20 protein-coding genes and 2 tRNA genes are annotated in these 20,983 nt (G+C 63.8%); 11 read left to right on the forward strand and 11 right to left on the reverse strand.

Features of this window, described 5'->3' with window-relative positions; all coding sequences use genetic code 11:
- Positions 1–216: 216 nt before the first annotated feature.
- From HV753_RS21335 to HV753_RS21345, 3 genes are all read right to left on the reverse strand, one after another.
- A complete protein-coding gene (locus HV753_RS21335; protein WP_175176577.1) occupies positions 217–1,272 on the reverse strand; it encodes a sensor domain-containing diguanylate cyclase in 1,056 nt (351 codons plus the stop codon).
- A 235-nt stretch (positions 1,273–1,507) separates the two neighbouring features.
- The gene (locus HV753_RS21340; protein WP_175176578.1) at positions 1,508–2,107 is read right to left on the reverse strand and encodes a nitroreductase family protein; all 600 of its coding nucleotides are present in this window, start codon (positions 2,105–2,107) and stop codon (positions 1,508–1,510) included.
- A gap of 139 nt (positions 2,108–2,246) precedes the next feature.
- Positions 2,247–3,194 (reverse strand): LysR substrate-binding domain-containing protein, encoded by a 948-nt coding sequence (locus HV753_RS21345; RefSeq protein ID WP_175176691.1) that lies wholly within the window; start codon positions 3,192–3,194, stop codon positions 2,247–2,249.
- Positions 3,195–3,301: 107 nt separating this feature from the next.
- Here HV753_RS21345 and HV753_RS21350 point away from each other — a divergent pair, with 107 nt between their 5' ends.
- From HV753_RS21350 to HV753_RS21365, 4 genes are all read left to right on the forward strand, one after another.
- Positions 3,302–4,120 (forward strand): aminotransferase class IV family protein, encoded by an 819-nt coding sequence (locus tag HV753_RS21350; RefSeq protein WP_175176579.1) that lies wholly within the window; start codon positions 3,302–3,304, stop codon positions 4,118–4,120.
- Positions 4,121–4,190: 70 nt separating this feature from the next.
- Positions 4,191–4,376 carry a hypothetical protein gene (locus HV753_RS21355; protein ID WP_246288343.1) on the forward strand — a complete coding sequence of 62 codons (186 nt, stop codon included), beginning with the start codon at positions 4,191–4,193 and terminating at the stop codon, positions 4,374–4,376.
- 77 nt (positions 4,377–4,453) lie between these two features.
- A complete protein-coding gene (locus HV753_RS21360; RefSeq protein ID WP_175176692.1) occupies positions 4,454–5,233 on the forward strand; it encodes a tyrosine-protein phosphatase in 780 nt (259 codons plus the stop codon).
- 65 nt (positions 5,234–5,298) lie between these two features.
- On the forward strand, positions 5,299–5,604 hold the full coding sequence (locus HV753_RS21365) for a hypothetical protein (RefSeq protein WP_175176580.1): 306 nt from the start codon (positions 5,299–5,301) through the stop codon (positions 5,602–5,604).
- A gap of 216 nt (positions 5,605–5,820) precedes the next feature.
- Here the strand turns inward: HV753_RS21365 and HV753_RS21370 are convergent.
- The 4 genes from HV753_RS21370 to HV753_RS21385 all read right to left on the reverse strand — a co-directional run bounded on the left by HV753_RS21370 (position 5,821) and on the right by HV753_RS21385 (position 8,447).
- Positions 5,821–5,905: transfer RNA gene (locus tag HV753_RS21370), tRNA-Leu, on the reverse strand.
- A gap of 189 nt (positions 5,906–6,094) precedes the next feature.
- The gene (secG, locus tag HV753_RS21375; protein WP_175176581.1) at positions 6,095–6,571 is read right to left on the reverse strand and encodes a preprotein translocase subunit SecG; all 477 of its coding nucleotides are present in this window, start codon (positions 6,569–6,571) and stop codon (positions 6,095–6,097) included.
- 21 nt (positions 6,572–6,592) lie between these two features.
- Positions 6,593–7,339, reverse strand: a complete 747-nt coding sequence (gene tpiA / locus HV753_RS21380; protein ID WP_175176582.1) for a triose-phosphate isomerase — start codon at positions 7,337–7,339, stop codon at positions 6,593–6,595.
- A 130-nt stretch (positions 7,340–7,469) separates the two neighbouring features.
- Positions 7,470–8,447, reverse strand: coding sequence for an NAD(P)H-quinone oxidoreductase (locus HV753_RS21385; RefSeq protein ID WP_175176583.1), 978 nt, complete (start codon positions 8,445–8,447; stop codon positions 7,470–7,472).
- Between the two features lie 151 nt (positions 8,448–8,598).
- Here HV753_RS21385 and HV753_RS21390 point away from each other — a divergent pair.
- The 5 genes from HV753_RS21390 (at position 8,599) to HV753_RS21410 (ending at position 13,509) form a co-directional block, all read left to right on the forward strand.
- A tRNA-Ser gene (locus HV753_RS21390) sits at positions 8,599–8,686 on the forward strand.
- A gap of 265 nt (positions 8,687–8,951) precedes the next feature.
- Positions 8,952–9,467: a sigma-70 family RNA polymerase sigma factor gene (locus tag HV753_RS21395; RefSeq protein WP_175176584.1), complete on the forward strand. Its 516-nt coding sequence runs from the start codon at positions 8,952–8,954 to the stop codon at positions 9,465–9,467.
- Positions 9,464–10,420: a FecR family protein gene (locus tag HV753_RS21400; RefSeq protein ID WP_175176585.1), complete on the forward strand. Its 957-nt coding sequence runs from the start codon at positions 9,464–9,466 to the stop codon at positions 10,418–10,420. The genes HV753_RS21395 and HV753_RS21400 overlap by 4 nt, the downstream gene beginning before the upstream one ends.
- 101 nt (positions 10,421–10,521) lie before the next feature.
- Positions 10,522–12,909 (forward strand): TonB-dependent siderophore receptor, encoded by a 2,388-nt coding sequence (locus HV753_RS21405; protein ID WP_175176586.1) that lies wholly within the window; start codon positions 10,522–10,524, stop codon positions 12,907–12,909.
- Between the two features lie 162 nt (positions 12,910–13,071).
- Positions 13,072–13,509: a universal stress protein gene (locus HV753_RS21410; protein ID WP_175176587.1), complete on the forward strand. Its 438-nt coding sequence runs from the start codon at positions 13,072–13,074 to the stop codon at positions 13,507–13,509.
- An 11-nt stretch (positions 13,510–13,520) separates the two neighbouring features.
- On the opposite strand, the gene HV753_RS21415 is transcribed toward HV753_RS21410, so the two are convergent.
- The 4 genes from HV753_RS21415 to HV753_RS21430 form a co-directional block, all read right to left on the reverse strand.
- Entirely contained in the window at positions 13,521–14,450 is a 930-nt protein-coding gene (locus HV753_RS21415; protein ID WP_175176588.1) for a hydroxymethylglutaryl-CoA lyase, read from the reverse strand.
- Between the two features lie 40 nt (positions 14,451–14,490).
- Entirely contained in the window at positions 14,491–15,450 is a 960-nt protein-coding gene (locus tag HV753_RS21420) for a Bug family tripartite tricarboxylate transporter substrate binding protein (RefSeq protein ID WP_175176589.1), read from the reverse strand.
- A gap of 70 nt (positions 15,451–15,520) precedes the next feature.
- Positions 15,521–16,729, reverse strand: a complete 1,209-nt coding sequence (locus HV753_RS21425; RefSeq protein WP_175176590.1) for a CaiB/BaiF CoA transferase family protein — start codon at positions 16,727–16,729, stop codon at positions 15,521–15,523.
- A gap of 168 nt (positions 16,730–16,897) precedes the next feature.
- The gene (locus HV753_RS21430) at positions 16,898–17,818 is read right to left on the reverse strand and encodes a LysR family transcriptional regulator (protein ID WP_175176591.1); all 921 of its coding nucleotides are present in this window, start codon (positions 17,816–17,818) and stop codon (positions 16,898–16,900) included.
- A 190-nt stretch (positions 17,819–18,008) separates the two neighbouring features.
- On the opposite strand from HV753_RS21430, the gene HV753_RS21435 reads away from it, so the two are divergent.
- Positions 18,009–19,007, forward strand: coding sequence for an RDD family protein (locus HV753_RS21435; protein WP_175176592.1), 999 nt, complete (start codon positions 18,009–18,011; stop codon positions 19,005–19,007).
- Positions 19,008–19,036: 29 nt separating this feature from the next.
- Positions 19,037–20,572, forward strand: a complete 1,536-nt coding sequence (locus HV753_RS21440; protein WP_175176593.1) for a tetratricopeptide repeat protein — start codon at positions 19,037–19,039, stop codon at positions 20,570–20,572.
- Positions 20,573–20,983 lie beyond the last annotated feature (411 nt).

A 20,983-nucleotide genomic window follows, 5' to 3' on the forward strand; every position in this document is an offset into this window, starting at 1 on the left:
CATCGGTTCTGTTCTATCGCAAGTAGAGAAATGAGCATTTCTCGGCCTGGGGCCGCCAGAGTGGAAAACATCCATCGACGCCCATGAAAGCGGGAATTTAGCAGCCTTTATCCACTATGCGCATGTTGCGGAGGGTGAATAAGGCTGGGAGCACTCCAGGAAATGAAACAGAATTCATCGTTCCGGAGCGTCCAGGCGGCGAGATCGCCTTCAATTTCAATGTAACGTCCGCGCGCCCTTGCGTGCCCGCTTGATCTCGTACATCCGCGCATCCGCCAGACGAACCGCCGCCTCGGCGTCCAGACCACGCGGGTCCACCGCCACGACGCCCACGCTGGCGCCTTCATACGGTACCTGCGCCTCGCCCAGCTGATAGCGTCCAATGGTCGCAGCCGTCGCGCGTTCCTCCAGCGCCCGGGCCGCGTCTTCGGCTTCGCCGCGCAGGGCTTCACCCCCTGGCCCGGCATTGCCTCGTTCGATGGCGGGCCCCGGGCCGATCAGCACGAACTCATCGCCGCCAATGCGCCCCAGCATGTCCGAGGTACGCAGCGTGCTGGCCAGCCGCCGCGATATCTCCTGCAAGAACACGTCACCCTGTTGGTGCCCGTAGGTATCGTTGATTCCCTTGAAACCATCCAGATCGATCACTCCCACCAACACGCTGCCGCCCTCGCGCAAGGCGCGTTTTTCCAGGCGTTCCAGCTCTTCATACAGCGCGCGGCGGTTCGGCAGGCCGGTCAGCGGATCGGTCAATGCGTAAGACATCAGGCGGACGTTGGCCGCATGCAACTGCTCCATCAGCAGTTCACGTTCCAGGAAATTGGCGATCACGTTCGAGAACAGCTTCAGCACGGTCTCGGCTTGCGGGGCGATCTGATGCTGCTTGGCGCTAGCGGCGCAGAGCGTGCCCAGCAACATGCCTTCGTCCGTGCGCACGGGCGCGCTGACATATGTCTGGATGCCCAGCTGACGAGCAGCATCGGAATCAGGCCAGCAGTGGGCGACATCGCTGGTGCACATGCGGCCTTCTTCCAGCGCGCGCTTGCAAAGCGTGTCCGACCACGGCACTGACAAGCCTTCGGGAATTTGCAGGTCGCCGACATTGCGCGCAAAACGCACATGCTGCACATCGGCTTTTAAATCGATCGACGTGAGATAAGTGGATTCCAGCCCCGTGACGCTACCCAGCATATCGAGAAGCGGGCGGGTCAATTGCTCGACCGATTTGGCTTGCGGCAAGGAATTCGACAGTCCGGCGAGTATCGGATCCAACAAACATCTCCTCGGAATCGCGCACGTCTTTCGCTGCGCAGTCAATCGGCCCTATTCTGGTATGGGTATGGACCGGTCATCCGCCATTATGCACTGGGCATCGTGCACGTTTGCCGAGCGCGACGGGTCGGTCGCTTCCCGTAAAACGTTGAAAACCCGCATTTCCCTCTACGGAAAATGCGGGTTTGAATCCCACCATTATGTCGAACGCCAATCAGCGCCCAAGATAATCAGGTCAGCCGGCGACGCGGAAGCGTTCTGCGTCGTCCATGAAGCCCTTGTCGCCAAAACCGTTTTCGTTCGAGCCGAACGGCATTTGCGCGCGCAGCTTCCACGAAGCGGGAATCTTCCACTCGCCAGCCACCACGCCGTCAATCAGCGGGTTGTAGTGTTGCAGGCTGGCGCCGACATCAGCGTTTGCCAGCGCGGTCCAGACTGACAGTTGAGCCATCCCGCCCGCCTGCTCCGACCACACCGGGAAGTTGTCGGCATACAGCGCAAACTTTTCCTGAAGGCTGCGAACCACGTCCTGGTCTTCAAAAAACAGCACGGTGCCCACGCCTGCGGCAAAGCTCTTGAGCTTCGCTTCGGTCTTGTCAAAGCCTTCGGCGGGCGCAACCTTGCGCACGGCTTCGATGGCCAGATCCCAGAGCTTGACGCTTTCGGCGCCAAACAGGATCACTGCGCGCGAGCTTTGCGAATTGAAGGACGAGGGGCTGTGCTTGATCGCATCCTGGATCAGGGTGGTCAGTGCCTCTTTGGAGGCCGACAGGTTGCGGCCCAGCGAATACTGCGTGCGGCGCTTCTTGAGTGCGTCGAGATAAGCGTTGCTCATAAGAAAATAACCTTTCGACCAGTAGATAGAGGGTGATATGCGAACGAATTCTACCGGCAGGCCCATGACCAGAACACCCGTCCAAGCTTGAAATCAGCGGATTTTGACCGGAACAAACTGTTCCATCCATGCACTCAATCTACCCAACAACACGATCAATAGCGCTATTCGTTCGCCCTTCCGCGACGGTTGAAATCATCCAGTCCCGGAACGCGCCCACTCGGGAATCCGCATCGCTACCCAGCGGATACACCAGGTAGTAGGCATATTCCGGCGCTACCCGTACGCCCACGTCGAAAAGCCTGACCAACCGCCCTGCTTGGACGTCCCGTTCAACCAGCTCCCATTCCACCAACCCCACGACTCCACCGTCGATCACGGCTTGCACCACATGGCTGGACTCGGTGAAAGCCACGCTGCGGCTGTCGTCGAAACCTTCAATGCCGGCCGCAGCCATCCACATGGGCCAGTTTGGCCAGACCATGCCACCCGGCCTGCAATCCACATAGCAAAGCGTGTGGGCAAATAGATCACGGGGTGTCTTCAAGGCGGGGCTGGCCGCAAGCAGCGCGGGACTGCACACCGGCACCACCAGGGTGTGGAACAGCCGGTGCGTGACCGCGCCGCCGTAGGTGCCCGCGCCAAACCGGATCGCCACATCAACGTCATCGGCATCAAAATCCCGCACCTCATCGCTGATATCGAACGTCAGTTCCAGCCCCGGGTTCGCGGCGCGGAATTGCGGCAAGCGCGGCAACAGCCAGTTGGTAGCGAAGCGCGCGCCCACTGAAATACGCAGATGCGCGGAACCGCGGCTGATGCGCCGGGCCTTGGAGGCCGCCCGTTGCAGCGTATCCAGCGCATCGGCTGCGGCCTCAAACAGCACCTTGCCTGCGGGCGTCAGCTGGATGCTGCGGCTGCTGCGGACGAACAGCACGATATCCAGTTGGTCTTCGATCTCTTTGATCTGGTAGCTGACGGCCGCTGGCGTCAGCCCAACCTCGTCCGCGGCCCGCGTGAAGTTCAGATGGCGCGCGGCGGCCTCAAACGTTCTCAGGGCCCGCGTACCCGGCAGCAATCGATTCATCATCTTCAAGCCATATTTAATGATCCAGTGAAAATTACTCGTTTCCCCTGGGCAGGGCAATCATAGATAGTGAAAGGACTTGATGATCCATCCTCCGGAGCCTTTCGATGTCAGTCACCCCGCCCGCTTCATTTGTCGTGCAACGCAATGCCCAGTCCGCGTCCCTGCAAGACCTGACGCCCTTGGCGTTTGCCGGCTACGCCCATTTCACCGCCATGCAGATTCGGGACGGACGGGTCCGCGGACTGGACTTGCATCTGGCGCGGCTGCGGACAGCATCGATCGACATGTTCGGCCAGGCCTTGCCTGACACACAGATCCTGGCCGCGCTGAGAGCGGCGATCCAGGCGGGGCCGGCGGAGATGTCTCTGGTGGCAACGGTGTATTCCCCCGCCGGCGAATTCACGGTGGCCGGACCCGACCTGCAACCGGAACTACTGGTGCGTACCAGCCCACCCTCGGCCGGCCCCAGCGGGCCGCTGGCGCTGGCGGCGATCGCGCATGAGCGGATGCTGCCTTCGGTGAAGCATGTGGGCGAAGTCGCAAAGACCTATCTATTGCGCCAGGCGGTCGCAGACGGGTTTGATGATGCGGCGTTCGTGGACCAGCAGGGCCGTCTGAGCGAAGCGTCGATCTGGAACTTGGCGTTCTGGGATGGCGAGGCGGTCGTGTGGCCGGATGCCGCGATGCTGACGGGCACGACGATGGGCATCGTACGGCGCCAACTGGACCGGATGGGCGTGCTACAGCGGGTGCAGGCCATCACGCCTGAAGACGTGCCTGCCCTGCTTGGCGCGGTTGTCATGAATTCGTGGACGCCCGGCGTGCCGGTAAACCGGATCGGTGCGTCCACCCTGCCCGCTGCCCCCCGATTTTTGGCATTGCTGCATGCGGCGTATCAGGCAGAGACGCCGGTATCGCCATGATCGCGGTGGCATGCTGACCGCGCTGGGCACCCCCAAGCCCAATGGCGCACCGTGGATCTGAGGGTGCGTGGTGTCCTGCCCCCGACGCCCCGCCGAGCGCGACGAACGCGCGTATTCGCTGGCGGCGACCCAAGCGGGCCGCGCGGCACTGGCCGATATCACTCTGGCCGTGCAGACGCACGATGCGCGGATAAGCAGACTGCTGAGCGCGGCCGACAAACGTCAATTGATCGGGCTGCTGGGCCAGCTGGGATAGGCTGCGTGGCGGCTTCAGGCCGCGGTGATACGATCACCGGCAAGCCTTCCTCTTATCCGGAATCCATGACACACGCCATGCCCAGCACGGACCACGCCGATGCACCGCTTAGCACAGGCCGAGGCGGCCTGAATCTGGAAAATGTCCATAACGCCCGCGACTTGGGCGGTCTGACCGGCGCCGAAGGGCGGCCATTGCGCACCGGCAAACTCTTTCGCAGCGGAAACCCCGGCCGAGCCAGCGCCGCGGACCTTGAATCGCTAAGCGCGCTGGGTCTTGAAGCGGTCATCGACTTTCGCGCGGAGCCAGAAAAAGCCCATGACGAGGCCCATTTCGGCCAACGCTTCCATTGGATCGCATCGCCCGTGCTGGACGGAAACATGGCGATGGCCTCGCTGCTGCCTCGCCTGCGCGAAGCCACGCCAGAATTCAGCACCACCATGATGGTGGAGATCTACCGCGAATTCCCCACGCGCTACCAAGCGCCATTCGGCGGCTTTCTGCAAACCGCCCAGACAGGCAAGACCTTGCTTTTCCATTGCACGGCAGGCAAGGACCGCACCGGCTTCGCCTCGCTGCTGCTGCTCTCCGCGCTAGGCGTGGCGCACGACGACATCCTGTCGAACTATCTGGAATCGAATCACTGGAACGCACGCTTTTTCAGCGAAATCCTGGCCAAGTCCAGCCAGCGCGGCGTGCCCGATAAGGTCATGATGCCGCTGCTTGAGGTCGCGCCCGCATATCTAGAGGCATCCATGCAGGCGATCGAACAGGAGTTCGGTGGCATGGACCAGTATTTACGGGTGACGATGGGTGTGGACGTGGAGGTATTGCGGGCACATTTTCTAGAGGCATGAACGCCTTCGCGCGTTTACCGACAACGCTGAATGCCTCATGGCATTTCTTTCCCTGGACCAGACCCATGCTGAAAGACCGCGGATTCCAAATCTGGCTCGCCTTGTTTGCCCTGGTGGCCGGCACCTTGATTGCCTTGCTATGGCCCAAAAGCGCCCGCTACCCGTCCATCGGAGGCGGCGGCTACGATCTCTCGAATTGGGTCTACACACTTGCCCTGCTGGCATTCACGGGCTTGTGGACGCTGGTTGCGCTGATGGTCGGCATGAGCCGAAACAACGCCCATGCGGCAAAACGCGCCCATTGGCTGGCGGCGATTGGCGCGGCCGTATTCGTCGTGTCGGTGATCGCGTTCGGCCACCATCTGACGTAGTTGGCCCCTGCCTTGGCCCCTGCATTGGCCCCTGCATTGGCCCCTGCATTGGCCCCTGCATTGGCCCCTGCATTGGCCCCTGCATTGGCCCCTGCATTGGCCCCTGCATTGGCCCCTGCATTGGCCCCTTGGCAGTGGCCGAGTGTGCGATATGCGCGCCCAAGCAAAAAGCCCGCTGAAACGTAACGTTTCAGCAGGCTTTTTGCGAGGAATTCTTGGTGCCGACGGCGAGACTCGAACTCGCACAGCTTTCGCCACTACCCCCTCAAGATAGCGTGTCTACCAATTTCACCACGTCGGCTTTCACCAGATTTCTGAAGCACTGCCCATAGGCATTGCCAGAAAGTCGAGCATTCTAGCACGGATTGAATAAATGACGTAAGCGCCTGCAATGGGGGGCCGACGCAAACCGCATCTGCGGCAACCTCCATGCCCCCCAGGCAAAGAAAAAGACCGGCATGCGCCGGTCTTTTTCGTGCTTGCCGTGGGCTTACTTGGCAGGCGTTTCGGCCGGCTTGTCGCCCGTGGCGGGTGCAGCGGGCACAGCCGGAACCGAGGCGTCAGGCTTGGCCGGGGCAGCAGGAGCTGCCGGCACCGAACCCGGAACCGACGACGCGGCGCCAGGAACCGAGCCACCAGCGGCGGGCGCGGCGCCCGGCACTTGCGGCACGGAACGGTCAGACGGGAAGCTTTGCATCACGCCCGAGTCAACGGCCGGGCCGCTGGTGCCCTTGTGGCTGACGTAAGCCAGGCCAGCGGTCGAGGCAAAGAAGACCACGGCGGCCCACTTGGTGGCGCGCGACAGGAAGTTGGCAGCGCCAGTGGCACCAAACAGGCTACCGGACGAACCGCTACCGAAAGCGGAACCCATGTCGGCGCCCTTGCCCTGCTGAAGCAGGACCAGAACGATGATAGCCAGCGCCGAAATCACTTGGACGGCCAGCAGAAGTTTAAGCATCAAGGGCATTACAGACTCCGGAACGGAAACTTAGATGGCGGCAATACGCAAAAATTCTTCAGCCACAAGCGACGCGCCGCCGACCAGGGCTCCGTCGATATCAGTCATGGCGAACAAACTGGCGGCGTTGGCAGCTTTGACGCTACCGCCGTATAAAACTTGCACCTGCGCCGCGCCCAGCGCGCGCAACGCCGCGCGGATGGCGGCGTGGACTTCCTGCGCCTGCTCGGGGCTGGCGGTGCGGCCGGTGCCAATGGCCCAAACGGGCTCATAAGCCAGCACCATGCGCGACACGGCATCGGCGCCCAGCGCCAGAACCGGCTTCAACTGACGTTCGATGACGGCCAGCGTGTTGCCGGCTTCACGATCCGCCAGCGATTCGCCCACGCAGACCACGGGGGTCAGGCCAGCGGCCAGCGCGGCTTGTGCCTTGGCGGCCACGGTCTCGTCGGTCTCACCGTGCAGAACACGGCGCTCGGAGTGGCCGGCCAACGCCCAGCGGCAGCCGAATTCTTTCAACATCGCACCGGAGACCTCACCGGTATAGGCGCCCTTTTCGTGCGCGCTGACATCTTGCGCGCCCCAGGACACGCTGCTTCCGGTCAAGGCTGAACCGGCTTGCGCCAGATAGGGAAACGGCACACAGATGCCGATGTCGCAGTGGCTCGCGGCATCCGCGGCGCGCAACTCGGTCAGCAACGCGGCGTTCTCGGCCAGGTTGCCGTGCATCTTCCAGTTGCCCAGCACGAGGCGGGCGCGGTTTTCGACTGAAGTCATGGCGCAATTGTCTGAGAGGGTGAGCCCCGGGGGATGACGCGACCGCCCACGGGCCAGCCTGGAAAAAATTCCAGGCGAAACCCGAGATTGTATCCTGTTGCGCGGCGATACGCCGAACGCCGCGCGTTTCTTACATCGTCAGGATGATTTTGCCGATATTTTCACCGCCTTCCATCATGGCGTGCGCCTTGGAGGCCTCGGCCAGCGGGAACGTGGCGTGGACGATCGGCTTGATGGCCCCTTTTTCCAACAAAGGCCAGGCCTGTTCGCGCAACGCGCGGGCAATGGCGCCCTTGAAGGCAATCGGACGGGGACGCAGCGTGGAACCCGTGATCGTCAAGCGGCGGCGCATGACCTGGGACGTATCCACGTCGGCGCGCGCGCCCCCCAATTGGGCGATGATGACAATACGGCCGTCGTCCGCCAGGCATTGCATGTCGCGCGCGATGTAATCGCCCGCCACCATGTCCAGGATGACATCCACGCCGCGTCCGCCGGTGGCGTCCATGACTTCCTTGACGAAGTCCTGGGTCTTGTAGTTGATGCCCTTTTCGGCGCCCAGCGCTTCGACGGCGCGGGCACGGTCATCGCTGCCGACCGTCGCATAGACTTTGTGGCCCATGGCACGGGCCAGCTGAATCGCCGTGGTGCCGATGCCGCTGGCGCCGCCGTGCACCAGCAAGATCTCGTCGTCGGACAGACGGCCGCGATCGAACACGTTGCTCCAGACGGTGAAATAAGTTTCCGGCAGGCCGGCCGCTTCAATGTCGGACAGGCCTTTGGGAATGGGCAGGCATTGCGCCACGGGCGCGACACAGTATTCGGCGTAGCCGCCGCCTGCCACCAGCGCGCAGACCTTGTCGCCCACGGCGAAGCCGCTGCCGGCCACGTCGCCGCCCACGATTTCACCGGCCACTTCCAGACCCGGCAGATCGGAGGCGCCGCGCGGAGGCGCGTAGTTGCCCTTGCGCTGGAAAACGTCCGGACGGTTGACGCCTGCGGCGCTGACTTTGATCAAGACTTCACCCGCGCCAGCTTCGGGCGTGGGGCGTTCTACGGGGACCAGAACCTCGGGGCCGCCGGGGCGGGAGATTTCTACAGCGTGCATCGCGTGCCTCCTTTGCAGCAAATCGATTATTATTGCGCCCTTTACGGCATATCGCGTTGTCGTTCAGGCAGAATGTTTGCCTGACGGCCGAATCGCCGGACGACAGGCACAGCGTGCCTGCCAAGCAAGTCAGCAAGTTCAAGCAATCCCCGGAAGCGTGGCAGAGTGGTCGATTGCACCGGTCTTGAAAACCGGCAACGGGCAACCGTTCGTGAGTTCGAATCTCACCGCTTCCGCCAATTATCATTGGCAATCGCATGGCACCCGGCCATGCGCACAGTGGCTCGGCCCCGTGCCGTACGCACTGATTTCTTCGCCGCCTGGCGCACGGACGCCCGCGCGCCCCCTTTCCCGTCTTGCTTCTTCCACGGCGCCGCCTTGCGGATCGCGCTCGATCGCTTGCGGCCAACCGACGCGGACTGCGGGTGTTCCCGCGCTATTTGCGGCGGACCTTTTTCTATATACTGAATGATACTTATTCCTATTTTTTAAGATCTTCCGTCCATGGGAAAGCACTCCGCCCATTCCGCCTTGGCTTCCCTGTACGTGACCTATCGTCCCTGGCTCGTGGACCGCCTGCGGTTCCGCTTGCGCAATCAGGCGGATGCCGAGGACCTGGCATCCGACACGTTCTTGCAAGCCGCCGTCAGCCGCGAACCCGTGACGGCGATCGCCGAGCCCAAGGCTTACCTGTCCACCATCGCCCGCCGGCTCCTGTTCCATTTTTGGCGGCGCCGAGAACTGGAACAGGCGTATCTGCAATGGCTGGCGTTGCATGCCGACGACATGGCGCCGTCGCCCGAGGCCGTGGCGCTGGGCGTGGAAATGCTGGTGCGCGTGGACACCGTCCTGCATGGACTGCCCCCGGCGGTGCGCGCGGTCTTTCTCTACAGCCAGCTTGACGGCCTGGGGTATGACGACATTGCCCGCCGCATGGGTTTATCGGTGCGCACCGTGCAACGCCACATGGCGCTGGCCCTGGAACGTTGTCTGCGGGTGCGTCGCGAGGCGGGCGCATGACGCCCGAGATCGATCGCCAAGCCGTGCAATGGATGCTGCGGCTGAACGCCGGCAACACCGATGCCGCCGAACAGCTCCGATTCCAGCAATGGCGGGAAGCCGACCCCGCGCACGCCCAGGCCTGGACCCTGTTGCAGGAAAGCGTGGCGGGACCGCTGCAAGCCCTACGCACGCTGGGTGCGGCCCACACACAGGATGCCGCCAGCGCAGCACTGCGCGGCATCCTGGTGCGCGGCCCATCGCGGCGTTTGTTCCTGGGCAAGACCCTGACGCTGGCAGCGGCAGCGACCGGCGCCGGCTGGATCGGTGCGCGGCAATGGCAGCAGCGCGGTGATCTGGTCACCGGGACGGCGGAGCGCCGCACGGTGCAGCTGGACGATGGCAGCCGCTTGCAACTGAATGCCGACAGCCGGATCCGGCTTGAATTCAACAGCGCGGTGCGCCGCGTGCGGCTGCTGCAAGGCGCCGTGATCGCCACCGTGACGCCGGATGAATCACGGCCCTTCGGGGTCAGCACGAACGACGGCACTGCCTGGGCCCTGGGCACCCGCTACATGGTGCGGAAAGAAGCGGAACAAAGCGTGGCGGCAGTGCTGGAACACACCGTGCGCGTGCGCTCGCGCAGCGGCGCGACGGAGCAGTTGGTGGAAGGCCAGGCGGCGGCGTATGACGTAAACGGCATCCGGCGGCTGGATGGCATGCCAGCCACCGCGCTGGCGGCCTGGGAGGCAGGCCGGATCGACGTGCTGGATGCCTCACTGGAAGACGTCGCGGCGGCGCTGCGCCCCTACATGCGCGGGACGGTGCACCTGACCACGGCGGCGGCTCGCCTGCGGGTGCAAGGGGTGTTCTCGCTGGACCGGCCCGACGAGGCCTGGGCGGCGCTGGCCGCGACCTTGCCGCTGCGCATCAACCGTTACGGCGGCTTGCTGACCTGGGTGGACCACGCCTGATCACCCCCGCCTGAGTTTTTACAATTTTGTTGTCCGGTTTTCCGGCGTCGATACACCTCCGGGTAGGAATTCGAGAAATCAGCAACCCGGAGTTGTACGTCATGCACCCTCTGTATCGGGCCAGCCTAGCGGTGGCCATCGCCGCATCCACCCCCGCCGCCATCGCGCAGCCTGCCCCATCCGCCCAGCACTATGAGATTCCCGCGGGTTCGCTGGCCGTGGCCCTGAACCGCATTGCCGCGCAGAACAACCGCGTGTTGTCCGTGGACCCGGCCCTTGTCCGCAACCTTGCGGCACCCGCGCTCACCGGGCAATACACGATGCACGAGGCGCTTACCCGCGTCACCGCCGGTTCCGGCCTGGAGGCCGTGGTCTTGCCGGGTGGCGCGTTGACGCTACGGCGCGTGCCGCAGTCCCCGGTCACCACGCTGGCGCCCATCAACGTCAGCGGCAACGCCGAGACGGCTTGGAGCCCGGTCGCCGGCTACGTCGCCAAACGCAGTGCCACCGGCACCAAGACCGACACGGCCATCATCGAAACGCCGCAATCGATCTCGGTGATCACGGCGGATCGCATCAACGCCATTGGCGCCACCACGCTTAAGGACGCGCTGGGCTATACGCCGGGCGTGGCTACCACCACCTACGGCGCAGACTCGCGCTACGACTGGATTTCGATACGCGGTTTCGATGCCTATTCCCCGGGCTTCTACCTGGACGGCATGCCGCTGCGCAATAACGGTAATTGGGGCATATGGCAGACGGAGAATTATGGCGCGGAGCGGATCGAGGTCCTGCGCGGGCCGGCCTCGGTGCTGTACGGCCAAACGGGGCCTGGCGGCCTGGTCAACGTGGTCAGCAAACGCCCCACCGAAGAGCCCTTGCATGAATTGCAGGCCCAGTTGGGCGATCATTCCCGGCGTCAGTTGGCGGGAGATTTCTCGGGCCCGGTCGACGAGGACGGCAAGTGGCTGTATCGCATCACCGCAATGGGACTGGATTCGGAAATGCCCACGCATGGCATCTCGAACGACCGGCTGTACATCGCGCCCTCGCTGACTTGGCGGCCGTCGGCGGACACGTCGCTGACGTTGCTGTCGCAATATGGCCGCAAGAAGGGTGGCACGTACACGCGGGTGCGTCCCGCCGTGGGATCGTTGGTGCCCACGCCCATCGGCACATACATCCCCACCGACCTTTTCGTGGGCGAGCCTGACTACGACTATTTCGACCAGACGCAGTGGATGGTCGGCTATCTGCTTGAACACCGGGTCAGCGACGCCGTGACCCTGCGCCAGAACGCGCGCTACGGCAAGCTGCGCGTGGATTACGCGGCGGTGCAGTCCCTGGGCTATCTGCCCGTCAACGACAACCCGGCCGATCCCGCCAACTATCAGACCTTGCGGCGCAGCGTTTCCGGCAGCAAGGAGAACATCTCCAGCTTCACCATCGACAACCAGGCACAGACCGACCTACGCATGGGGAACTGGCAGCATCGCGTGTTGCTGGGTGTGGACTACCAGCGCACCGCCATCGACCAAGTCAGTTTCAATGGCGGTGTGGCGCCGCCGCTCTCGATCTACGATCCCGTGTACGGTCGCGGCGGCATCGAACGGCCGATGCCCTGGCTGGACGCGGACATCACCGTGGCGCAGACGGGTGTCTACCTTCAGGACCAGATCAAATGGAATGACCGGTGGATATTGACGCTGGGCGGTCGCTACGACGACGTGTCGGGCAAGCTGCGCAACCGCCAGGACGGCACCACCACGCGCTTCCCGGACAATCGCTTCACCAAGCGCGCCGGCCTGGTCTACCTGGACCCCACCGGCTGGGCGCCCTACCTGAGCTATTCGGAGTCGTTCTCGCCTACCTCCACCATCGATCCGGTCAGCGGCCAGCCCTTCCTGCCTGAAACCGGACGGCAATACGAGGCCGGCGTGCGTTACCAGCCAGCCGGGCGCACAGACAGCTACAGCGCCGCCATTTTTGAATTGCGCCGCAAGAACTACCTTACCTACGACAGCGAATCCATCCCGCATCAAACGGGCGAAGTGCAGGTGCGTGGCCTGGAACTTGAAGCGACCTTTCAGCCCATCCCTCGCTTCAACGTCGTCGCCGCCTACACATGGACGCCCAAGGCGGATGTGATCGCCAGCAGCAATCCGGCTGAAATCGGCAAGCAGGCCACTGCCGTCCCCAAGCATCGCGCGTCGCTGTGGCTGGACTATCGATTTGAATCCGCGATCAAGGTTGGCGTCGGCGCGCGCTATACCGGCACGAACTTCGGCGACGGCGAGGCCGCGCCCGCCAAGGTGCCGTCGTTCCTGCTGTTCGATGCGATGGTCAGCTATCAGGTCAACCAATGGACCTTGGCGCTGAATGCCCGCAATCTGGCCAACAAGACCTACATCGCCAATTGCGGCTACGGCAATTGCTACTACGGCGATCAGCGCACCGTCATCGGCACGGCGACGTACCGCTGGTAAGGAGGCTGCCGGCCCCATTCCGGGGCCGGCGCTTGATCGGCGTCAGACGCATGCGGGTACGCACCTTCCGACCCACGCGGCGCAGGCGTAGTATGGTCATTGCTGTCGACTCGCCAACGTGGCGGCCATGACTCGCGCCGCCCTCGCCCCCCGGAGGTTGCCATGTACAAACACATTCTCATCCCCATCGACGGATCCAGCCTGGCCAACACAGGCCTGGAGCAAGGGCTGGGCCTGGCCCGCGCACTGGGCGCCAGCGTCACCGTGGTGACGGCCTATGGCTCCTTCCACATGCCCTCGATGGAAACCGTGCAATTGGAAGGGGTGCGCAAGACGTATGAACACCAGGCCCAGGAACTGGCCAGCTCCTACCTGACGGAAGCCGCCGCCCGCGCCCAGGCCATGGGCGTGCCCTGCACGACTGAAATGCGGGAAAGCGACGCGCCGTATCAGGTCATCATCGACATTGCCTTGACGCAAAATTGCGACCTGATCGCAATGAGCTCGCATGGCCGTAGCGGCATGGCTGCGCTGCTGCTGGGCAGCCAGACGCAAAAGGTGCTGGCGCACTCCACGGTACCGGTGCTGGTGTACCGATAAGCCCGCGGGCTTCACACCCTGGCGGGCGCGTCGTGAAAGGTCTTGGGTATGCCTGCCGCGGCCACCCCGCTACGCAAGGTCTCTTGTGGCAAGGCCTCGGCCAGCAAGGCGCGCGCGTCCAACAGCCGCCCAAGGTCCACCCCGGTGTTAAAGCCCATGCTTTCCAGCATGAACACGAGATCTTCGGTGACGATGTTCCCTGACGCCCCCGGCGCGAACGGACAACCACCCAGACCGCCCAGGCAAGAATCAAAGCTGCGTATGCCTTCGTTCAAACCTGCCAGCGCATTGGCCAGCCCCAACCCCATCGTGTCATGCAGATGCAGCTTGGTCAGTTGGCTGCCCACGGCGTCCTGCGTGGCTCGCACCACATCACGCACCTGAGCCGGGTGCGCATAGCCCACGGTGTCGGCCAATGCAATTTCATCGACGCCCGTGAGCGCCACGGCGGCGGCCACTCGCGCCACCCGCGACACCAGCACGGCGCCTTCCATCGAACAGCCAAACGCAGTGGCGACCGCCGCATCGATGCGCATGGCGCGCGGCTGCGACCGCACCCAGTCCACGATCGCCGCCATCATCTCCACCTGCGCATCGGTGCCCTTGCCGACGTTGGCATGGCTATGCGTGTCGCTGACCGAGATCGGAAACGACAACACGTGCGCGCCCGCCTCGTAGGCGGCGATCGCCCCCTTCAGGTTGCAGGCCAGCGCGCAGACGGTCAGGCCCTCTATCTTCAGGACTTCAGGCAGGATGGCGCCGGTGTCCGCCATCTGCGGCACGAGTCGCGCTGACACGAAGCTACCCACCTCGATCTCACGCAGGCCCGCCTGGGCCAGTTGGCGTATCCAGCGCAGCTTGTCGGCCGCCGGCATCATGCCCTTGGCCATTTGCAGCCCATCGCGGGGGCCCACTTCGCAAAGCCTGACTTCCTGGTTCATATGTTCTCCTGTCGAATACGCGGGGCGCTATCGGCACGCCCTATTGCTGCACCACGATGCCCGCGCTCTTGATCGTTTGCTGCGCCTTGCCGATGTCTGACCGGATCAGCGCTGCGAACTGTGCGCTGGAGACTGGATCCGTCTCCAATCCTTGCGAGGCCAACGCCTCTTGCACGTCCTTGCGCGAAAGCAGCTTATTGAAGTCGCTGTTCAGGCGCGACACGATGTCGGCGGGCGTCTTGGCCGGCGCCAGCACACCGTAGTAAGTGACGACACTGAAATCCTTGTAGCCCAGCTCAGCCACGGTCGGCACGTCCGGCAACGCGGGATTGCGCCTGGGCGATGTCACCGCCAACGCGCGCACCTTGCCGGCCTTGATCAGCGAGGCCGCTGATGAAATCGACGAACCCGCGAACTGCAAATGGCCGCCCATCAGGTCGGCCAGGGCAGGTGCCGAGCCCTTGTACGGCACATGTTGCATCTTGAATCCGGCTTCGTGCTGCAACATCTCCATGGCAATGTGCACGCCCCCGCCAGTGCCCGACGTGCCGTAGGCAATCTTGCCGGGTTCTTTCTTGGCGGCTTCAATCACTTCAGGCAAGGTCTTGTAGGGCGAGTTTTCCGACACCAGCAATACCATCGGCGTAGTGGCCACCAGCGCCACGGGCGTCAGATCCTTGACGGGGTCGTAGGCCACCTTCATCAACAGCGGAATCAAGGTGACGTTGTCGGATTGGCCGATCACCAGGTCATACCCTTGCGCGGGCGCACGTGCCGCTTCGGCCAGGCCCAGCGCCGTGCCCGCGCCAGGCTTGTTTTCAGGCACCACGGCCCAACCGTTCAACTCGTGCAGCTTGTTGCTCATCAGGCGGCCGATGTAGTCGGTGCCTCCACCCGGCGTGGACGGAATGATGATGCGGATGGGCTTGTTGGGATAGTCCTGCGCATGCGCCGTGCAGGCGGCGGCCAAAGCGGCCATCGCAATCAGTTTTCGAATCATGGGGTCTCCTCTTTGATGGATGTCTTGGCGGTCTGACGCCGCCTCGACAGAACTCAAGCGCTACAGCCTCTCATGCAATGATTCCCGCCGAGCGCAGCGCCTCGATGCGTGCCGCATCCAGCCCCAGGCCTTGCAAGATGGCGTGGGTTTGGCCGCCTTGCACGGGCGGATCGCAACGTTTGCCCGCCTTGCGCCCATCAAACTCGATGGGCAGCGCCGCTGTGGATATCTCGCTGCCGTCGGGCAGCCGGGTTCTTAGCAACGCGCCCCCGGCATTCAGGTGCGCATCGTCCAGCAGATCGTGCGGCTGCCGGATCGGTCCATAAGAAAGATTGGCAGCCTCCAGCGCCTGGCACAGCGCGTCGGTCTTCCAGGTCTTCAAGATCTCGGCCACGCCAGGCACCAGCCACGGCCGGGCGGCCTCGCGATCGACGGCCGTGGCCAGCCTCGGATCGGCTGCCCATTCTGGCGGCAGGAATTTCTGCGCGAAGTTGCGCCATTGCGCATCGCCCACCACCGCGACGAACACGCGACCATCCGCCGTTTCAAATACGTCGTAAACACCCCAAGGCGGCTTGCGCTCGGCACCCATCGGCTTGGGCGCCGAGCCGGTCAATTGGTATTGCGCGATGAACTGCGCCACCAGCAGCAGATTGTTCTCGAACAGACCAGAACGCACATGCCGGCCTCGGCCCGTGGCGTGGCGGTCATGCAGCGCGGCCAACGCGCCCACGACGCCGAAGGTGCCGCCCAGAATGTCATTGACCGACGCCGCGACACGCTGCGGCGAGTCGGCGCCGCCATTGATGTAGGCCAGCCCGCCCATCATCTGCACGACTTCATCCAGCGCCGTGCGATGCTTGTACGGCCCCGACAAGAACCCTTTCAGCGACACATAGATCAGCCCGGGGTTGTCAGCCGACAAGGACGCATAGTCCAGTCCGTACTGAGCCAGGCTGCCATCGCGGAAGTTCTCCACCACCATGTCGGTTTGCAGCGCAAGCTTGCGCACCACGTCCTGCCCTTCAGGCGATTTCAAATCGATTGCCAGGCTTTGCTTATTGCGGTTGAACACCGGGAAGTAGCCGCTGCCCGACCCTTTCAGCCGGCGTGTCCGGTCGCCGTCAATGGGCTCCACCTTGATCACATCGGCCCCCAGATCCGCCAACGACAGACCGGCGGCCGGCCCCATGATCATGTGGGACAGTTCCAGAACCTTGATGCCACGCAAGGGCAATTCAGAACTGTCCATGAAGGGTGAAGCCGGTGCTGCGCTCATCAACGTTTCCTCTCGCCTGCCGGGTGATGGGATGCGTGCAGGACAAGTCAGAAGACCTTCTGCCGCTCCGCGAATGCATCCATCATCGCGGGCTTGCCGGCGTGATGGGTAGCAGTCTTTCAGCACGGGGGCATTCTCGTTTCGGAACGTCCGGGTTTGCCCCTAGCGCTAGCCCGCCGGCACCACGCCCAAATGCGCGAGCAAGGCCCGCGCGGCCGGCGACACGGCGTCCGGATCGCGCACCGCAATACAGATCGGCGTGCTTGACCACGGGCCGGTCAACGGCACAAAGCGGATGTCCAGGTGCGGCAGACGTGCCTTCAGATACTGCGGCACGACCGCCACGCCCATGCCTCGCGCGACAAGCATGCAGATCGTCTCGTGCGAACTGACGCGCGCGCTGATGCGCCGTGTCACCCCTGCCTCTTTTGCCGCCTGTTCAAACACGCTGCTGATGCCGTTATCGCGATTCAGCTCAATATGTTCAAAGGGCAACAATTGCGCGTAGTCCAGCGTCTCGCGGTCAGCCAGCAGATGCTGGCCCGGCACCACGGCCGCCAGCTCGCAATGGCCGCAAGCAAAGACCTGTAATCCGTCATGACCAAAATCCGACCCGGCGGCCACATCCGCATGGCCCTCCAGGACGGCGCGAAACGCCGCTTGCGTCGTGTCTTCCTCCAACGAGATATCGATTTGCGGAAAGGCCCGCCGAAACGATTGGATCTGAGCGGGCAAGTCGCCCGACAAGGCCGCCACGCTGACCGCCAACCGGATATGCCCGCGCACGCCCGTCGCAAACCCCGCCATCTCGCGGTGCATGCGATCCATGTCTTGCAGCAGGCGGCGCGCATGGGTTGCCAGCGCATTGCCTGCCGGCGTGGGCTGCACCCCTTTCACGCCGCGCTCCAAGAGGGGCACGCCAAAGGCCTCTTCCATTTCCGACATGCGCTTGCTGACGGCGGACGGCACAATGTTCTCGCGCGCAGCGGCGCGCGCCAGGCTGCCCTCTTCCAGGGCGGACAGAAACAGTCGAAGCGATACGGGGTCGATGTCGCGGGGGGCAGGCGGAACGGGCTGGACGGGCTTCATGGCAGGAAGTGTCCCGCGTTGGCCGCCCGGGCAGGGATCGGGGTTTTCCCGCACGCAGGACCTGAGTATGATCCGCAGTCCGGCCGCTCCGCTCGGCCTTCGTTTTGCGGATCACGCTTTTATGCAATGCCCACGCTGCAATTGGCAAAACCCAGCCTCCAACACCCAGTGCTTCAGCTGCCGCGCGCCGTTGCCGGTCAAAGCTGCCACGCCCGCCCCTGCCGGGCGCACCACCCCGGCGCAGAGCACGCCCGTGTTTCCCAGCATCTGGCCCCGGCTGGGCGCCACGGCGATCGACGGTCTGTTCATGCTGGTGGCGATCATCGCGCTCGTCTGGGCTGCATCGCTCACGTATGAAGGCCTGACAGGTGAACCCCGGCCCGTGCTGCTGCTGGTGCTTGCAGGGCTGATCGGCTGGCTGCTCCCCGCCTTCATGGATTCCTGGGCTAGCGGATCGCCCGGCAAACGCCTGCTGAAATTGCGCGTCGTGAATGGCAAGGGGCAAGCCCCCGGCCTGACCCGTTCCATCTGGAGGCACACGCTGAAGTTCGCACTCAATCTGGCGCTGCCCGGCCTGTTCCACCATATTCAGCAAGCCATCTTTGGCGAACGGGCGATGCACAACGCCCTGGCCGGCACTCATGTGGTCGCCAGTCAGGCGAATCCGCGCGCGGTGCAGTCGGCGGTTGCAAAGGCCCCCGCAGTCACCGGCACCGGCAAGTTCCTGTTCTTCGTGTTCGGCGTGCTGGCGCTGATTCTGGGTGGCGTGGTCATTGGGGTAGGCGTCATGAGCAACGACGATGGCGACAATCCCTTGCACGCGGACATTCGCCGCCTGGATCTGGTGTCTGACCCCATCCGCATGCTGGTGGAAAACCAGTACCGCAGCACGAAGACATTCCCCGCGACGATGGCGGATATCGGCATGACCCAGGAATCGCTACAGAAAAGCGGCTTCTCCAAGCTGGAAATGAATCCGGTCAACGGCGTGTTGCGGCTGACGATTGCCGGCACACCGCGCGATGACGGCTTTCCCACGCTGGCGGGCAAGCACTTGATGTATCTGCCGGAATTGCGCTCGGAAAAGAAAGGCGGTGGCGTGCGCCGCTGGCAATGCGGTAGCGACGACATCGCGCCTGCCGACCGCCCCTACCGCTGCCGCCATGACACCAGCGCCTTTGCGCGCTAGCCAGCCCTTTTGAATACGGAACGCGCCGCATGTCCAGTCTGATCGAAGCCATCCACCGCGCCGATGACGGCCACGACCACGTCCAAATGCTGTCCCTGTGCGAACAGGGCTTGCGCGAACAACCCGGTTCCGCCGTGATGTGGGCCTTGCGCGCCCACTATCACGACAAGCGCCACGCCCACGCCCAACGCGATGCCGACCTGGCCCGCTCGCTTACCTTGGACCCGCAGTGCAGCGATGCCCTGCGCGTGCGCGCGACCGCCCTCTACGATGCGGGCGAACAGCAAGAAGCCTGGCGCATCCTGCGCGAGGCTCGGCAGCGTACCCCCTCGCATTTCGGCTTGATGATGTCCGAAGCCTACCTGCTGATCAACGACCGCCGGCTGGAAGACGCCATCGCCTGCTGGACCCGCGCGTCGCAACTGCGGCCCTCCGCCGCGGCGCCGCATTGCTACATCGGCTCCAACCTGCACAACGCCGGCCGCTACCAGGACGCGCTGCCCTACCATCAGCGCGCCGTGGCCTTGGCGCCCAACAACGGCGGTTTCCTGTACGACGCGGGCAACAACTACCGCCGTCTGGGAGATCTGAAAAACGCCATTGCGATGTTTGACCGCGCCCGCGCCATCCTGGGCGAGGAAAACGCCATCCAGCACAACCGGGCCTCGTGCCTGCAAGCGCTGGAGCGCCATGAAGACGCGGTGGCGGAATGGACCAGCCTGCTGCGCCGCGAGCCCGACTGGGATTGGCCGCTGGAAGGCAAGGCGCGGTCCCTGCACCGATTGGGTCGCGCGGACGAAGCCGCGCCGCTATGGCGGCATCTGGACTTGCTGTCGGACACCGGCTGGGAGGGCCGCAAGGAACAGGCCCGCGAATACGTGCGCGGCGGCGCCCCTGAATTGGCCGAGCAGGCCTTAGAGGGGCTGGATCCCATGGACAGCGGCGATCCACAATTGCTGTTCGTGGCGGGCAACGCCCAGCGCGACCAACGCCAGTGGGAAGCGGCGCTTGCCTACTACCTGCGCGGCTATGAAATCGCGCCCGACAACGATTTCCTGCCGGGCAACGCCGCCGACATGCTGACTCGCCTGGATCGCTACGCCGAAGCCCTGCCCCTGTCGGAAGTCGCGATCTCCCTGGACCCCGACTGGCTGAAATGGCGCCGGGTCCGCATTGACGCCCTGACAAACCTTGGCCGTGGCGCCGAGGCCGTGGCCGATGCCGATCGCGCGCTCGCGACGTGGCCGGACGATGGCCCTCTGCATGCCGAGCGCATCAATGCGCTGATTGCCGCAAAGCAACAGGAAGAGGCGCTTGCCGCGTGCGACCGCCTGATCGGCTTGGACCCCGACTACCGCAGCTGGGCCTTGTTTTCACGCGGAGAGATCTACGGTCACATGAGGCGCCACGCCGAATCGGCCATGGCCTTCCGCCAGGCAGCGGCTTCTTATCAGCAGAACGGCAAAGCCGATTACCAGGATCTGTCGTTGCGCAGGGCCCAAGCGGCGGAAGACGCCGCGGCCGCCCCGCGCGGATTCCTGGGCCGTTTATTCGGCCGTAAATAGTCTCGTCATTACCCGAACGCCGCTGGCGCGCGCCTATGTCATCACCCCCAAGATGGTATAGTCTCGCCCGCTGCTGACCCGACACGGGCCACGCACGCCCGAGTGGTGAAATTGGTAGACACAAGGGACTTAAACAATTTGAGCCCTTTGGGGGAAACTCCAAAGGTGTAGCCCGTCAAACTCGGCGAACGCCCTGGACCTGTTCCGAGCCAACGCCGAGCCAAGCCTTGATTGAAAAATCGAGGAAGGTGTAGAGAGCAGACGGCGGGCACCTACGGCCGCAAGGCTATGGTGAAGGCGTGCTCCAGACCACGAACAGCGCCTCGCGCTGGCGGCGAAAGCCGAAGTGGTAAGAAAATCCCTCGACCGCAAGGTCGTACCGGTTCGATTCCGGTCTCGGGCACCACCCCC

Source organism: Achromobacter pestifer, from assembly GCF_902859625.1.
In the GTDB taxonomy this organism is placed as follows: domain Bacteria; phylum Pseudomonadota; class Gammaproteobacteria; order Burkholderiales; family Burkholderiaceae_B; genus Achromobacter; species Achromobacter pestifer.

Excerpts from the sequence above, each read along its gene's own strand:
- HV753_RS21340 (WP_175176578.1), bottom strand. The coding sequence starts at position 2,107 with ATGAGCAACGCTTATCTCGACGCACTCAAGAAGCGCCGCACGCAGTAT.
- HV753_RS21345 (WP_175176691.1), bottom strand. The coding sequence starts at position 3,194 with ATGAATCGATTGCTGCCGGGTACGCGGGCCCTGAGAACGTTTGAGGCC.
- HV753_RS21350 (WP_175176579.1), top strand. The coding sequence starts at position 3,302 with ATGTCAGTCACCCCGCCCGCTTCATTTGTCGTGCAACGCAATGCCCAG.
- HV753_RS21360 (WP_175176692.1), top strand. The coding sequence starts at position 4,454 with ATGCCCAGCACGGACCACGCCGATGCACCGCTTAGCACAGGCCGAGGC.
- HV753_RS21365 (WP_175176580.1), top strand. The coding sequence starts at position 5,299 with ATGCTGAAAGACCGCGGATTCCAAATCTGGCTCGCCTTGTTTGCCCTG.
- secG (WP_175176581.1), bottom strand. The coding sequence starts at position 6,571 with ATGCCCTTGATGCTTAAACTTCTGCTGGCCGTCCAAGTGATTTCGGCG.
- tpiA (WP_175176582.1), bottom strand. The coding sequence starts at position 7,339 with ATGACTTCAGTCGAAAACCGCGCCCGCCTCGTGCTGGGCAACTGGAAG.
- HV753_RS21385 (WP_175176583.1), bottom strand. The coding sequence starts at position 8,447 with ATGCACGCTGTAGAAATCTCCCGCCCCGGCGGCCCCGAGGTTCTGGTC.
- HV753_RS21395 (WP_175176584.1), top strand. The coding sequence starts at position 8,952 with ATGGGAAAGCACTCCGCCCATTCCGCCTTGGCTTCCCTGTACGTGACC.
- HV753_RS21400 (WP_175176585.1), top strand. The coding sequence starts at position 9,464 with ATGACGCCCGAGATCGATCGCCAAGCCGTGCAATGGATGCTGCGGCTG.
- HV753_RS21405 (WP_175176586.1), top strand. The coding sequence starts at position 10,522 with ATGCACCCTCTGTATCGGGCCAGCCTAGCGGTGGCCATCGCCGCATCC.
- HV753_RS21410 (WP_175176587.1), top strand. The coding sequence starts at position 13,072 with ATGTACAAACACATTCTCATCCCCATCGACGGATCCAGCCTGGCCAAC.
- HV753_RS21415 (WP_175176588.1), bottom strand. The coding sequence starts at position 14,450 with ATGAACCAGGAAGTCAGGCTTTGCGAAGTGGGCCCCCGCGATGGGCTG.
- HV753_RS21420 (WP_175176589.1), bottom strand. The coding sequence starts at position 15,450 with ATGATTCGAAAACTGATTGCGATGGCCGCTTTGGCCGCCGCCTGCACG.
- HV753_RS21425 (WP_175176590.1), bottom strand. The coding sequence starts at position 16,729 with ATGAGCGCAGCACCGGCTTCACCCTTCATGGACAGTTCTGAATTGCCC.
- HV753_RS21430 (WP_175176591.1), bottom strand. The coding sequence starts at position 17,818 with ATGAAGCCCGTCCAGCCCGTTCCGCCTGCCCCCCGCGACATCGACCCC.
- HV753_RS21440 (WP_175176593.1), top strand. The coding sequence starts at position 19,037 with ATGTCCAGTCTGATCGAAGCCATCCACCGCGCCGATGACGGCCACGAC.